This is a genomic window from Streptomyces sp. NPDC002276 (assembly GCF_053891435.1).
The window spans coordinates 397,472-411,063 of sequence record NZ_JBSFCQ010000002.1 but is presented as its reverse complement, the minus strand read 5'-3'; the positions used below and the strand labels follow the sequence as shown (position 1 = coordinate 411,063).

The 13,592-nt window shown below is 71.7% G+C and carries 12 protein-coding genes; 3 read left to right on the top strand and 9 right to left on the bottom strand.

The annotated features are described in order from the left end of the window. Nucleotides 1-41 precede the first annotated feature (41 nt). The 7 genes from ACWIHT_RS06975 to ACWIHT_RS06945 all read right to left on the bottom strand — a co-directional run bounded on the left by ACWIHT_RS06975 (nt 42) and on the right by ACWIHT_RS06945 (nt 7,447). Entirely contained in the window at nt 42-1,127 is a 1,086-nt protein-coding gene (locus tag ACWIHT_RS06975; protein ID WP_456165201.1) for a hypothetical protein, read from the bottom strand. A 230-nt stretch (nt 1,128-1,357) separates the two neighbouring features. Then, nucleotides 1,358-2,023, bottom strand: coding sequence for a dTMP kinase (locus tag ACWIHT_RS06970; protein ID WP_456165199.1), 666 nt, complete (start codon nt 2,021-2,023; stop codon nt 1,358-1,360). Then, nucleotides 2,020-2,862, bottom strand: a complete 843-nt coding sequence (locus ACWIHT_RS06965; protein ID WP_456165197.1) for a TauD/TfdA dioxygenase family protein — start codon at nt 2,860-2,862, stop codon at nt 2,020-2,022. Before ACWIHT_RS06965 ends, ACWIHT_RS06970 begins: the two co-directional genes overlap by 4 nt. Next, on the bottom strand, nt 2,859-3,788 hold the full coding sequence (locus tag ACWIHT_RS06960) for a carbohydrate kinase family protein (protein ID WP_456165195.1): 930 nt from the start codon (nt 3,786-3,788) through the stop codon (nt 2,859-2,861). Before ACWIHT_RS06960 ends, ACWIHT_RS06965 begins: the two co-directional genes overlap by 4 nt. Continuing rightward, nucleotides 3,785-5,092 (bottom strand): radical SAM family heme chaperone HemW, encoded by a 1,308-nt coding sequence (gene hemW / locus ACWIHT_RS06955; RefSeq protein ID WP_456165193.1) that lies wholly within the window; start codon nt 5,090-5,092, stop codon nt 3,785-3,787. Before hemW ends, ACWIHT_RS06960 begins: the two co-directional genes overlap by 4 nt. Beyond that, the gene (locus ACWIHT_RS06950) at nt 5,089-6,150 is read right to left on the bottom strand and encodes a beta-ribofuranosylaminobenzene 5'-phosphate synthase family protein (RefSeq protein WP_456165191.1); all 1,062 of its coding nucleotides are present in this window, start codon (nt 6,148-6,150) and stop codon (nt 5,089-5,091) included. The genes hemW and ACWIHT_RS06950 overlap by 4 nt, the downstream gene beginning before the upstream one ends. Further along, nucleotides 6,131-7,447, bottom strand: a complete 1,317-nt coding sequence (locus ACWIHT_RS06945; RefSeq protein ID WP_456165189.1) for a TrpB-like pyridoxal phosphate-dependent enzyme — start codon at nt 7,445-7,447, stop codon at nt 6,131-6,133. The genes ACWIHT_RS06950 and ACWIHT_RS06945 overlap by 20 nt, the downstream gene beginning before the upstream one ends. 463 nt (nt 7,448-7,910) lie before the next feature. On the opposite strand from ACWIHT_RS06945, the gene ACWIHT_RS06940 reads away from it, so the two are divergent. Beyond that, nucleotides 7,911-11,114 (top strand): tetratricopeptide repeat protein, encoded by a 3,204-nt coding sequence (locus ACWIHT_RS06940; RefSeq protein WP_456165187.1) that lies wholly within the window; start codon nt 7,911-7,913, stop codon nt 11,112-11,114. A 24-nt stretch (nt 11,115-11,138) separates the two neighbouring features. On the opposite strand, the gene ACWIHT_RS06935 is transcribed toward ACWIHT_RS06940, so the two are convergent. Further along, on the bottom strand, nt 11,139-11,384 hold the full coding sequence (locus ACWIHT_RS06935) for a hypothetical protein (RefSeq protein ID WP_456165185.1): 246 nt from the start codon (nt 11,382-11,384) through the stop codon (nt 11,139-11,141). Then, on the bottom strand, nt 11,377-12,240 hold the full coding sequence (mca, locus tag ACWIHT_RS06930; RefSeq protein WP_456166009.1) for a mycothiol conjugate amidase Mca: 864 nt from the start codon (nt 12,238-12,240) through the stop codon (nt 11,377-11,379). The genes ACWIHT_RS06935 and mca overlap by 8 nt, the downstream gene beginning before the upstream one ends. A 228-nt stretch (nt 12,241-12,468) precedes the next feature. Between mca and ACWIHT_RS06925 the strand changes: the two genes are divergently transcribed. Further along, complete coding sequence (locus tag ACWIHT_RS06925; RefSeq protein WP_456165183.1) at nt 12,469-12,867, top strand: DUF4307 domain-containing protein; 399 nt, start codon at nt 12,469-12,471, stop codon at nt 12,865-12,867. Nucleotides 12,868-13,035: 168 nt separating this feature from the next. Next, a complete protein-coding gene (gene greA, locus ACWIHT_RS06920) occupies nt 13,036-13,536 on the top strand; it encodes a transcription elongation factor GreA (RefSeq protein WP_200712181.1) in 501 nt (166 codons plus the stop codon). The last annotated feature ends 56 nt before the right edge of the window (nt 13,537-13,592 follow it).

The window sequence follows — 13,592 nt, the reverse complement described above, 5'->3', positions numbered from 1 at the left end:
GCCTGATAGTCGTGCTGGGCCTGCTAGTTGTGCCAGTTGCGCTAGTCGCCATGGAAACCGATGACTCCCATGTCGTGGAGAGCCGCGAGGGCGCCCTCCAGGTCCTCGACGGTCACGTCCGGGTCGATGTCCCGGACGAAGTCCGCGTGCAGCCGGGTGAGGTCGGCGCCGTTGCACCTGGACCAGAGCAGGGCCATTCCGTCGGTCAGCTCGTAGGCGCTGCTGGGGCCCGCCAGGATGAAGCCGTCGGTGAACCGGACCAGCCCGTGGAAGGGATCCCGCAGCGGCGCGCCCGGCCGGGCGGGGGAGAAGAAGTCCGGCAGGGCCGGGACGTCCGTGGTGCCGTCCCAGCCGGTGGTGGACGCGAACGCGACCAGGCCGGCGGCCAGCGAGAGCCGCTCCCGGGCGAGTTCGGCGGCCGAGGCCGCCAGTCCGTCCAGCGGCACCGGCCCGTACCGCAGCCCCCAGAGGGACTCGAACACGGGGGCCAGCAGCGGGGACCTGGCGGCGCGGCGCAGCAGGAACTTGGGGCCGATGTACAGGGCCCGTTCCGCGGCCAGCACGGCCTCGATCCCGGACTTCACGGCCTCGTCCGCCGCGGCCAGGGCGGTGTAGTGGTCGTCCACCGCCAGCGCGCCGGACACGTCCTCGGCGAACGAGGAGGCCTGCTGGGAGTGGTGGTAGACCATCACCCGGGCCACCGTGTCGAGGTCGGGGCCGGTGAGTGCGGGAGTGCGGCCGATGCCGAGCCGGGTGGCGACGGCGTACCGCACCACCCTGATCATTGCCTTGTGGTCCAGATCGGCCTGGGTCCGGTCGGTGGCCGAGACCGCGTAGGAGCTCATGAGCTCCGTGTACCGGTTCCACTCGGCCGTGGTGACGGTCAGCAGGTCGAACCGCCGCCCGTCGATCACGTGCTGCCGGGTCCGGTCCGCGCCGGCGTCGTCGCGGACCGCGACGATGTCCACGTCGGACTCCGCGTGGCCGAGCCCGACGGAGAGGCTGCCCACGATGAACGCGGCCTCGCAGTCGTCCCCCAGCGCGCCCGTCACGACCCGGACCGCCTCGGCCCGCTCGGCGGCGGAGGCGTGGCGGTCCGGAATCCTGTGTTCGAGATTGTCAGCCATCGACGAATGCTCCCGGGAGGAAGGGCGCGGCGGATGTCCGGAACTCCCATCCGGTGCCCCGGACATCCGCCGCGTCGTGCATGCGGACCTACTGGCCCTCGGTCAGGCCGGGGTCAGAGGGCCTTCGAGTTGTTCGCCTTCTCGGACTTCTTGATGTCGAACTTCATCTGGAATCACCTCCCGGAACGGGTCGGCGAGGACGGGATTTCCGCCCCCAAATCTGTGTGCCGTCACGGCAGTTGGCCGGTGAGCCGGGGCGTGAGGAGCCGGAAGGTCTCCCGGATCCCGAGCGAGGTGTCGAGCAGGACACCGGCGTTGTCCTGCGCGAGCGCGCGGAAGGCGGCCACCCGGCGCACGTACACCTCCGAGGGCAGCGCGTCGTCCGCCTCGGCCGGCCGGCTGCGCACCCGGGCCATCGCCTGATCCGCCGGCACGTCGGTGAACACCGCCAGGTCCGGCCGCGGGAAGCAGCTGACCAGTGGCTCCACCACCGAGCGCGCCTGCGGGGTGAGTTCGTGCACCAGCAGCTCGCCCAGCGGGGTGAACAGGTACCGGTCGGCCACCACCGTGTGCCCGGCCCGCAGCAGCGGCAGGATGGTCCGGCGGATCGTCAGCAGCCGGTCGCCCAGCACCATGCTGCACATCGCCACCGGGTCCACGTCCCCGCTGCGGCCGGCCCCCAGCGGGTCCGCGTTGTAACGCCCGAACCACGCGGTCCGCTTGAGCTCCCGCGAGGGCAGCTTGAACCCGCGCACCACCGCTCCACGGGAGCGCAGGAACGACCTGGTCAGCCTGGTCGTGGTGGTCTTGCCGCTGCCGTCCACCCCGTCGAAGGCGATCAGCCGCCCCGGCAGCCCGTGCGGGGTCAGCGGCAGCCGCCACTCCGGCCCGCTCACGGCCGCCGTTCCCGGTAGGCCGCCGTGCTGCGGTGCAGCAGCCGGCGCTGCCCGACCGGCACCGGGTAACCGCGGTGCAGCAGCGAGGGGTTGTCCCACACCAGGACGTCGCCGACCTGCCAGTGGTGCTCGTACTGCCACTGCGGGCGCAGGGTCCGCTCGTACAGTTCGGCGAGGAGCCGCTCGCTCTCGGCCGGCGTCAGGCCCTCGACGTGGTCCAGGCACAGTTCGTTGAGGTACAGCGCCGGGACCCCGGTCACCGGGTGCTCCCGCACCAACGGATGGCGTACGGGCGGGAATTCGGCGCGTTCCCGGACGGCCGTCTCGGCACTCACCCGGGCCGCCTTCTCGCGCAGCGCGGAGAACCGGCTGCCGAAGTCGTGCACCGCCGTGAGCTGTTGGACCCGGTCCCGCAGGGCGGCCGGCAGTCCCGCGAGCGCCGCCCGGGTGTCGGTGAACGCGGTCTGCCCGCCCCGCTCGGGCGCGGTGAGGGCGTGCAACACCGTGACGTCGGTGGGCAGTTCGAGGAACGACGCGTCGGAGTGCCAGTGCTCGGAGGGCCGTCGGTGGGCGCGCGGCGGCGACTCCCGGAAGACCTCAAGGCGCGGGTCGTCCGGGTGGGCGTGGCTGCTGGTCCAGGACTCGGCCACCCGGCCGAACAGCTCGGTGATCCGCAGCTGGTCGGCCGGTCCCGCACATCCGCCGCGGAAGACCAGCACCTGGTGCCGGTGGAGCGCGGCGCGCAGTTCGGCGGCCTGTCCGGCGACGGCGGCCGTGCCCAGGTCGACGTCCAGGACCTCGGCGCCGAAGGTGTCGGCCAACGGTTTCGTCTCGATCAAGCCACCCACTCCTTCGGTTCCGACCCGGCCGGTGACCCGGAGGAGAGGCCGGCCGCGCAGTGCCGGGCCGCCTCGGCCGCGCCGCGCCGGGCGGCGGCCACCGGGTCGAGACCCGACAGGTGGGCGGCGAGGAGGCCGGCGTGGTAGGCGTCCCCGGCGCCGACCGTGGTGACCACCCCGCCCGCCGGGACGGCCGCGGGGGTGTGCACGGGCAGTCCGCGGCCCGCCGCCGTCCAGCTCCCGCCGGCTCCGGCGGTCACCGACACCAGCCGGGCCGAGGTGGTGGCCGCCAGGGCGCGGCAGGCCTCGGCGGGGTCCGGCAGCCCGGTGCGGGTGCGGGCCCATTCGTCGGAGACGACCAGCACCTCGGCGTAGGGCACGAGGTGCTCCGCGCCCTGGGCCACGTCGCCGCGCCCGATGTTCAGCGACACCGTCCGGCCGGCGGCGCGGGCCGCCTCGCACAGGCGCGCCGCGGCCTCCGGGAAGCGCCCGTTGACGTGGACGGCGCAGGCCCCCGCGACCAGCTCGTCCACGGCGCGCCGGTCCAGGACCAGGGCGTCCTCCAGGCCTGCGGGCAGGTGCCAGAGCAGGGTGCGGGCGGGCGACCGGTCCGTGGCCATCGGTGTCTCCAGGACCATGCAGGTCGCGCTGCCGGTGGCGGCCACCGTGACGTACCGGGCGTCCACGCCGGCCGCGGCGAGCCCGTCGAGCAGGAAGCGGCCCAGCTGGTCGTCGCCCACCACACCGGCCAGCGAGGCCTCGAAACCGAGGCATCGCAGGGCGGTGAGCACGTTCGCGGTGGCCCCGCCGACCCGTAGATCCACCGAGCCGACCCGGGGGTCGGTCTCGGGGCCGGGCAGCTCGGAGCAGCGGACCAGCAGGTCGGCCATCACCAGTCCCAGACCCACGACCCGGCGGGAGGTCACTTGTCCACCTCCACGATCGGCAGGCCCCGGCGGGACAGACCGAGGGACTGCCGGTCCTCGGGGGCCTCGTAGAAGAGCTTGCCGATGTTGTTGATCCGCCGGACGCCCGCGGCGGTGAGGCGCAGCAGCGTGCCTTCGCGCCGGATCAGGTCCTGCTCCACGAGCTGCGCCAGCTCGGGGCCGAAGACGGTGTCGACGCCGACGCCGTACTGGCGGCGGAACCGCTCGGTGTCGAACGGGTCCATCCGCAGGCCGAACATCATGGTGCGGCGCATCCGGGCGGCGATGTCGAGCATGGCGCCGGCCGTGGTGGCCGCCCCGGTGGCGTTCGCCTGCTTGACGTAGTCACCGATGGAGTACGAGTTGATGGTGTGCCGGCCGTCCACATAGGTCACCGCGCTCGGCCCGAGCCCGACCCACTCGCCGTCCTCCCACTGGAGTTCGGTGTAGCGGCAGCGCGGTGTGCCGCGCCGGACGAAGTCGAAGACGTTGTAGTGGTCGAAGCCGTTCTCCTCGAAGATCTCGCACGCGGCGGCGAACATCTCCTCCTCGACGGCCTCGGACGGCAGCTCCAGTTCGCCCGCCTGTAGCCGCGACCAGAGCACGGTGGCCTCGCGGATCCACAGCGGGTAGAAGCTGACGTGGGCCGGGCCGCAGGCCAGCGCCTGCCGGACGGATTCCCGGACGTCCTCCACCGTCTGCCCCGGGAGGCGGTAGATCAGGTCGAGGTTGATGTTCTCGAAGCCCGCCTCCCGCGCCAGGCGCAGGGCCTCCCGTGCCTCGGCGGCGGTGTGGTCGCGGCCGATCTCCTTGAGGACGGCGTCGTTGAAGGACTGGACGCCGATGCTCAGCCGGTTGCCGCCGGCGGCCCGGAACATCGCCAGCTTCTCGGCGCTGAGCGAGGCCGGGCTCCACTCCATGCTGAACTCGCGGTCCGGGGTCAGCTCGAAGGATTCGTTGATCAGGTCGAGCAGGCGCTGGAGTTGACGGGGTTCCAGCAGCGACGGGGTGCCGCCGCCGATGAACACGACGTTCAGCGGCCGTTCGGCGACCAGCGGCCGCTCCCGGACGGTCTTGATCTCGCGCTCCATGGCGTCGAGGAAGTCGTCCATCTCGTCGCGCAGGTCGTCGCCGACCCGCACCTTGTACTTGCAGAAGTGGCAGCGATGGGCGCAGTACGGGATGTGCGCGTACAGCCCCATGGTCGGGCGTGACCAGGCCTGTTCGGCTCCCAGGGAGCCGATCCGGGCCGGGTACCAGCGGACGTAGTCGCGCTCGATCTCTTCCAGTTCGGTCTCGTTCATCGTGCCACGCCTGTTCCTCCAAGAGTTTCGACGGTCGCCGGTGTGCCGAACCCGGTGGTGCGGACCGACTCCAGCGGGAGTCCCGCCCGGCCCGCGGCGGTGGCGATCCGCTCCCGCAGGGTCCGGTCGTCGTGCCGGGTCCGGTCGTACAGCCCGTAGACCAGGGAGCCGGTCGAGCTCAGGCCGCCGCCGGCCGCCCCGGCGGCGGTGAGGATGTCCACCAGCCGCCGCCAGGGCCGCAGTTCGGGCCGGTCCCAGTGCCGCCGCTTCCAGCCGACGTCCTGGAGGGCGGTCAGGGCGCGTCCGAACGCGGGGAGGTCCTGCTCCACCAGCGCGGGGAGCAGCCCCATCAGCACGGTGTGGCTGACCTCGTGCACCTCGGGGAGCGGCACGGGGGTGTTCGCGGCCATGAACTCCCGCTCCGCCGCGCCCTCCAGCCCCGACAGCCCCTTCGGTACGGCCAGCACGACACCCCAGTGCTCCGGCGGCTGGCCGGCGTACAGCACCGGGGGGAGCGACGCCCCGGTGGCGGCCGTCGCCTCGGCGAACCGGCTGGGTGCGAAGGCCGCCTTGTGCCGGCGCAGGTGCCCGCCGTCGACGAGCAGGCCGCCGTGCCGGAACGCGTGCACCCCGATGCCCGAGGTGCCGCCGCGCCCGGACAGTGCCACCAGCTCGGGGTGCGTGAGCGCGCGTCCGTTCAAGCCGGCCAGGCCCTCCAGCACGGCCAGCCTCAACTGCGTGCCCGAGCCGAAGCCCTGGTGCGCCGGGATGCCGGAGAGCAGGTGCACGCGCACCGTGTCCTTCACCCCCAGCGCGGCTGCCGACCGGGTGACCTCGGCGGCCAGCGCGGCGTGCTCGGCGGCGGTGCCGCCGGTGCAGTCGAGCCGGTCGGCCCGGACGAGCCGCAGCCGCAGCCGCGGCTCGTCCAGCGCGAATCCCACGCTCCCGTCGAGGCGTTCACCGGAGCCGTTCATCTCGATCAGGGTGACGTGCACCCGGGCCGGGGCCGAGATCTCGACCGCGGCCGGATGCGCGTCCTCAGCCCAGGTCGAGGACATCCGCGTACCCCTGGAGGTCCAGGTAGCCGTGCCCGCTCAGGCAGATGGCGAAGTTCTTCGGGCGGTCGCCGGCCGGGGTGCTGCGCACCTCCTCGATCGTGGCGAGGATCGCGTGCGAACTCTCGGGAGCGGGCAGCACGCCCTCCGTCCGCAGGAAGAGCCGGCCGGCCTCGAAGACGTCCTGCTGGTCGAACGAGCGGGGCGTGACGAGTCCGTGCTTGACCAGGCTCGACAGGATCGGTGTCTTGCCGTGGTAGCGCAGGCCGCCCGAGTGGATCGGCGGCGGCACGAAGTCGCTGCCCAGGGTGTACATCGGGATGCGCGGGGTCTGGCGCTCGTAGTCGGCCCAGTCGTACCGGAACTCGCCCTTGGTGAGGGTGGGCACGGACGACGGCTCGGCGGCGATGCAGAGCGGGACGTCGTCGCCGGTGACGAACGGTGCCACGAAGCCGGTGAAGTTGCTGCCGCCGCCCACGCAGCCGACCAGCACGTCCGCGGAGACGCCCGCCTGCTCCAGCTGGGCCCGGGTCTCCAGGCCGATGACGGTCTGGTGCAGCGCCGCGTAGTACGACATGCAGCCGAGCGCCAGCCGGTGGGTGGGCTCGCCGCGGACCAGCTCGACCGCCTCGGCCATGCCGATGCCCAGGCTGCCGGGGCTGTCCGGGTCGCCGTCGAGGACGCCGCGTCCGGTGGCCGTCAGCGGGCTCGGCGAGGAGATCACCTCGGCGCCCAGCATCCGCATCAGGTTCCGCCGGTAGGGCTTCTCCTCGAAGCTCTTGCGGACCATGAAGACCTTCAGCTTGAGCCCGAAGGTGGCGCAGGCGAGGGCCAGCGCGGTGCCCCACTGTCCGGCCCCGGTGTCGGTGACCAGCGTCTCGACACCGTCCTGGGCCGCGTAATAGGCCTGCGCGAGCGCGGTGTTGAACTTGTGGCTGCCGCCCGGGTTGAGGTCCTCACGCTTGTAGAAGATCCGGTGCGGGGTGTCGAGGTACTCCTCAAGGCCCCGGGCGCGGACCAGCGGTGAGGGACGGAACCGCTCGTAGGCCGCGAGCACGGGGGCCGGTACGTCGATCCACGAGTCGGTGGCGTAGTGCCCCTTGAGGAGTTCGATCTTCAGGCACTCGGTGGGCCACAGCCAGTCGAAGTCCTCCTCCTCGGCGACCCGGTCCTCCTTCGGGTGGAGGTGCGGCTCGATGTCGTAGGGCAGATCGACGGCGAGGTTGTACCAGCGCTTCGGTAACTCCTCCTCCGAGAGGTAGAAACGGTGCTGCGACAGCTTGTTGGTGGTGGTTGTCACCGGTGTTCCCCTCAAGTTCTCCGACCGGCGCCAGTGCGCGAGGTCGACGCGAAGCTCGGATCACGGCAGGGCACGTGCGGACATCGCACCGGGTCACTGCCGGAGAGCGAGATGCTGCGGCAACGGTGCAGTCATGCGGAGCGGACGAGCCCAACGGCCCCGGCGGTCGGCGTGGTTCGAGCCCGATGGCGTGCGCCGGTCGGCCGGGGTTCTGTGACTGGGCCGCGTACTGATCTCCGCTGAGCTCATGGTCGAGGAGCCTTTCACCCGCACCGACCGGCCAACAATAGGACCTAAGTCCTACTAGAACCGGGACGGGCCGGAGGGCCTTGAGGGCGGCTTCGGCTGCCTTGCGGCCGTCGACGGGTGATCCCGTCGAGAGGTGATCGTCGCCCTCTCGCGCTCTCGCCTCCTCCGAAGGACACTCATAGGCCAGGGAGTTGCCGTCGGAGGGGGACGCGACATGCGGGACAGCCATCGGAGCGATGCCGAGCGGCTGTTGGCTCGGGCCGTGGAGGAGGAGGTGCGGCGTTCCGGCGGGCGCGTCGAGGGGCAGGTGCTGCTGGCGCGGTCCCGGGCCGCGCTGGACGCCATGGCCGAGACGGCGGCCGAGGAGTACGCGGCCTACACGGGCGCGCTCGACGAGGCGGCGGCCGGACAGCTCACCTTCGGGCAGCGGTACGCCAGGGAGGGTGGCGGAACTCCCTTGCTGGTGGCGGGTGTTGCCGCCGTCGCGGCTGTCGTGGCCGACCTGGCCCTCGGTACGGGCGCCGGTACCGCGCTCGGCGCGGGTGTGACGGTCGGTGTCGTCGGCGCGGCGGCGACCGTCGTGAAGGTGACCGCCTCCCATCTGCCGGCCGCGCATCACCGCGCGGGTGCCGCCAACCAGCCCGGCGGGCCGGAGCAGTTGAGGTTGCAGTGGCTGACCGCGCTGGAGGTGCGGGGCATCCGGCCGTTCCTGGACCAGCAGCGGGTGCTCGCCGCCTCCACCGGGCCGACGAAGAAGCCGGGGCCGCAGCTGCGCGGTACGGACAAGAGCGCGGCGGCCCGCAGGCGGAGTGTGCTGGAGCAGTCTTTCGGCCAACTCCCGGAACCGGTGGGGGCGTTCGCCGGTCGGCGGACCGAACTGGCCCGGATCCGGCAACTCGTGCAGGCGGCCCGGGCGAGCACGGAGACCCGGCCCACGGTGGTCGTCCTGCACGGCGCGCCCGGCTCGGGCCGCACCACCCTCGCGGTGCGTGCCGCGCACGATCTGCGCGACCAGTTCCGCGGTGCGTGCGTGGTGGATCTGCGCGGTGATAGCCCGGGCGAGTCCCCGCTGCCCACCCGTGACGCGCTGCTGCATCTGCTGAACCGGCTCGGCGCGCCCCGCGAGCAACTGCTCTTCCGTGAACGCTCCTCCCCCGACCAACAGGTGAAGCGGCTGGGCGAGTTGTACCACCAGCACCTGACCGGCCTCCCGGTCACGATCGTGCTGGACGACGCCTCCGACCCCGGGCAGGTGGCCACCCTGGTCCCGGAACGCTCCGACAGTCTGGTCGTCGTCACCGCCCGCAAGCCGCTCGATCTTCCGGCCGAACTGGCCGCCTGGGTGCACCAGTTGCCGGTGGACGCGCTCGACGCGGCGGGCGCGGAGGAACTGCTCGGCGCCGTGGCCCAGGACGGTTCGGGGCCGTACGACGCCGAATCCGACGAGCGGATCAGGGAGTTGTGCGGCGGGCTGCCGCTGGCGCTGCGGATCGCGGGCTCGTCCCTCGGCCCGCGCTCACCCCGCCAACTCGCCACGGACCTCGGCGCGTACGGCCCGGTCGAACCCGTCGAACGGTCGCTGTGGCTGCGCTACACCGACCAGTCCGACCCGGCCCGCACCCTTCTCCGCCGGCTGGCGCTGGCCGGCCGTGCCTCGCTCGGCGCCGCGGCGGCGGCCGCCCTGCTGGCCACGGACGAGACGGAGGCCACCCGCCACCTGGTCGCCCTCTCCCGCGCGGGCCTCATCGACCATGTCCGCGGCACCCGTTACCGCCTGCACGACCTGGTCCGCGCCTTCGCGCAGGCCCGCCTCCTCGACGAGGAGGAGTCCTCGGACCGTACGGCGGCGCAGGAACGGCTGATCGTGAACTACGCCGAACTCGCCGACTCCGTACTGCGGTTGGTCGACGGCAACATGTCGACGCGCTCGGACCGCTTCGGCCCGCACGGCTTCACCTCGCTCGACGAGGCGCTGCGCTGGCTGGACGACGAGTCGAGCTTCATCACCTCGACGCTGCGGCACGCGGAGGGCGTCGACCAGGGCGCCGTACTCAATCTCCTCGGCGCGCTGTGCGACTACTGCCTGCTGCGCGGCGACCTCTACCGGCTGGGCGAGATCAGCGAGTTGGCACAGGCCGTCGACCAGGGGCTGCTCGTCCGCTCGGTGCAGTGGCGCACGGGTATCGCGGCCCGGCAGCTCGGCGAACTCGACAAGGCGCGCACCACGCTCACCTCCGTCGTCGACCTCTACATGGAGGCCCACCACGACGCGGGCGCCGCGCGCGCCCTCTGCTCCCTCGGCATCACCCTGCACCACCAGGGCAACCTCACCGAGGCGGCGGCGAGACTCCGCGAGGCCCTCGACCTCCAGGCCGCCCCGCAACTGGCCACGGACCGCGCCTGGACCATGCACGCCCTGGCCGCCGTCGAACGCGACCGGGCCCGACTCCCCGAAGCCATGCGGCTGTTGACCGAGTCCCTGGTCCTGCACCGCGCGGGCGAGTCCGTGCACGGCGAGGCCTGGGCCCACTTCCAGCTCGGCCAACTCGGCCTGCGCATGGGCGACATCCCCCGCGCCGAGTCCGAACTGACCACCGCCCTCGGCCTCTACGGCCGTACCCGCGACGCCCGCGGCGAGGCCTGGGCGCTGACCCAGCTGGCCCGCGCCCGGCTGGTCGCAGGCGACCCGTCCCCGGCGGTCGACGGCCTGCGCACGGCGGCCTCCCGGCACCGCGACAACGAGGACGCCCGCGGCGAGGCCTGGACGGTCTACTACCTCGGCCAGGCCCTGGAGGAGACCGGGAACCTGGACCTGGCGGTACGCGAGCTGGAACGCTCCCGCACCATGTTCTCCCGCATGCGGGACGTCTATGGCCTGGCCTGCGCCCGGCACCACTCGGCGCGCGTCACCCGGGACCAGCGCGCCGCCCAGACCGGTTCGCTGCGCAACTCCGGCTTCGCCCGCCAGCTCCTCGTCGACGCCCGCGCCGACTTCCAGCGCATCGGCGTCGCCCACGGCGAGGCGTGGACCTGCCTGGAACTCGCGGTGGTCGACGCGGGCAACGCCCGTACACCCCAGGCCCTGGTCCTGTGCGACGAGGCACTCGGCCTGTTCACCTCGTACGGCGACCACCGCGGCGAGGACTGGGCCCGCTTCCTGCGCTCCACGCTCCTGCCGTACGCGGCCCCCGGCGGCGTCGACGTCGGCACCGCGGTCGCCCAGGAGGAACTGGCGCAGCTCGCCCGCACCCGCCACCCCTACCGCGACGCGAAACTCGACGACTACGTGGAGGCGTACCAGCTGCTGCTGGAGCGGGGCGTGAACCTGGAGGCGGGCTGGCAGGCGTGGCGGCTGGGCATGGTGCCGAGCCGGCACGCCCGTGAGGTGATGGGGGTGGCGGTGCCGGACCGGCCCTGAGCACCCCCGCGCGGGCCCGCCCGGTCAGCCCTGCTTGGCCTTGGTCTCCGCCGGGGCGGCCTCGGACTCCGCCTTCGGGTCCGGGGCCTCCTTGAAGTCGACCTTGTTCATCTGCTTGCTCATGGACTTCATCAGTCCCCATACGGCCAGGGCCATCACCGCGAAGACGATGAAACCGAGGACGCCGGGGGTGACCTTGTTCTCGTCGACCTCGGCGAGGGGGACCAGGTGCGTCATTGCCAGGGCTGCGCTTGAGCTCATATCAGGCATTGTCGCGGATGCCCGCAAAGAGGTCGTCCTCGGGGAGGGAGGTATCGACCAGAGACTTCGCGAGCTCGTACTCCTCGGTCGGCCAGACCTCCTTCTGGATCTCCATCGGGACCCGGAACCAGCCGCCGTCGGGGTCGATCTGCGTGGCGTGCGCGAGCAGCGCCTTGTCGCGGATCTCGAAGAACTCGGCGCACGGGATGTGCGTGGTCAGCGTGCGGTCCCGCATCTGCCCGGACTCGTCCCAGCGCTTGAGCCAGTCCCCGTACGGCGACTCCAGGCCCCGGTCGAGGAGCGCCTTGTGCAGGGCCTCGGTGCGCTGCCGGTTGAAGCCCTGGTTGTAGTACAGCTTCCGCGGCTGGTACGCCGGGCCGTACTCCGACTCCGGGTACTTCTCGGTGTCCGTCGCACCCTCGAACGCCACCATCGAGATCTTGTGGGTCATGATGTGGTCGGGGTGCGGATAGCCGCCGTTCTCGTCGTAGGTGGTGATCACCTGCGGACGGAAGGTACGGATCTGCTTCACCAGCTCGCCGGCCGCCTTGTCGACGTCCTCCAGTGCGAAGCAGCCCTCGGGCAGCGGGGGCAGCGGGTCGCCCTCGGGCAGCCCCGAGTCGACGAAGCCGAGCCACTCCTGCTTGATGCCGAGGATGTCGCGGGCCTCGTCCATCTCCTTCTTGCGTACCTCGTGGATGTGCTCCTCGATGTACTGGTCGCCCTGGAGCTTCGGGTTGAGGATGGAGCCGCGCTCCCCGCCCGTGCAGGTCACGACCAGCACGTCCACCCCCTCGGACACGTACTTCGCCATGGTGGCCGCGCCCTTGCTCGACTCGTCGTCGGGGTGCGCGTGGACGGCCATCAGTCGCAGCTGGTCAGTCAAGACTCAATCCTCAGTAGGTCGGCGCCCCGGTGTGCTGGGGTGCAATTCAACATGTGCCGTCCCGCAGGGACGTCGTTGAGGGGCGGTGGTCGGGCGGCGGGTGGGAGGCTTCTATAGTGACCGAATCCGGGGGCGAATAATTCCGGGGGCCGGTTTCGGGGGCCCTTGAGCCATTGAGCCCTTGAGCCCCTTGCCGGGAGGACGATCATGAGTACGGCGAGTACGCGACTGCCCGAGGGCCGCTACGGCAACTCGTCGGACGAGCGTGCCGACCACAAGCTCAAGATCGCCGGTGCCGTCCTCGCCGCGCTGCTGCTCGCCCTCGTCGGGTACTTCGCCTACCACTACGTCGTAGAGGCCAAGATCAGCGCCGAAGTGATCACCTTCCAGGCCTCGGACAACGAGGTCGAGGTGCATCTGGAGGTCCACAAGGACTCGGGCACCACCGGCTACTGCACCCTGCGCTCACAGGCCGCCGACCAGTCCGAGGTGGGCCGCGCCGACTTCCACTTCGGCGGCTCCGCGACCCGCATCGACAAGGTCGTCACCCTGCGTACGACGGCCCGGGGCACCACGGCCGAGCTGCTCGGCTGCCACTCCGACTGACGTCACCCTCGTTGTGTAGGCGTTGACCTGCGTTGACGTATTTCTGACGGCTTATGTCCTCCCCTTGGCGCCGTTGAATTGTTAGGCTCGTGGTTTCGCCCTTCCATGAAGGAACATTCTTCTGGGTAGGGCGATGCTTTGTATTCCCAGTACCTACGAGGAGCACCTGTGACCCAGACCAGCGAAGACGTCACCTGGCTTACGCAGGAGGCGTACACCAAGCTCAAGGAAGAGCTGGCGTACCTGTCTGGTCCCGCGCGCGAGGAAGTCACCGCGAAGATCGCGGCTGCTCGCGAGGAGGGCGACCTGCGCGAGAACGGCGGGTACCACGCGGCCAAGGAGGAGCAGGGCAAGCAGGAGCTCCGCATCCGCCAGCTGGTCCAGCTCCTGGAGAAGGCCAAGGTCGGCGAGGCTCCGGCGTCGGCGGACGGCGCGGTCGCGCCCGGCATGGTCGTCACGATCGCGTTCGACGGCGACGAGGACGACACGATGACCTTCCTGCTCGCCTCGCGCGAGTACGCGAGCGCGGACATCGAGACCTACTCGCCGCAGTCCCCGCTGGGCTCCGGCGTGCTCGGCCACAAGGTCGGCCAGGAAGCGCGGTACGAGCTGCCCAACGGCAAGAAGGCCTCGGTGACGATCCTCAAGGCCGAGCCGTACAACGGCTGACCGACCTGCGGGACCTGACCTGAGGGATTCCTGGCCTTCGCCTTAGCCTTCGACGG

What these genes read in the sequence shown, in the direction of transcription:
- ACWIHT_RS06940 (WP_456165187.1), top strand. Translation starts at nt 7,911, where the DNA reads ATGCGGGACAGCCATCGGAGCGATGCCGAGCGGCTGTTGGCTCGGGCC.
- ACWIHT_RS06975 (WP_456165201.1), bottom strand. Translation starts at nt 1,127, where the DNA reads ATGGCTGACAATCTCGAACACAGGATTCCGGACCGCCACGCCTCCGCC.
- ACWIHT_RS06935 (WP_456165185.1), bottom strand. Translation starts at nt 11,384, where the DNA reads ATGCCTGATATGAGCTCAAGCGCAGCCCTGGCAATGACGCACCTGGTC.
- ACWIHT_RS06950 (WP_456165191.1), bottom strand. Translation starts at nt 6,150, where the DNA reads ATGTCCTCGACCTGGGCTGAGGACGCGCATCCGGCCGCGGTCGAGATC.
- mca (WP_456166009.1), bottom strand. Translation starts at nt 12,240, where the DNA reads ATGGCCGTCCACGCGCACCCCGACGACGAGTCGAGCAAGGGCGCGGCC.
- ACWIHT_RS06925 (WP_456165183.1), top strand. Translation starts at nt 12,469, where the DNA reads ATGAGTACGGCGAGTACGCGACTGCCCGAGGGCCGCTACGGCAACTCG.
- hemW (WP_456165193.1), bottom strand. Translation starts at nt 5,092, where the DNA reads ATGAACGAGACCGAACTGGAAGAGATCGAGCGCGACTACGTCCGCTGG.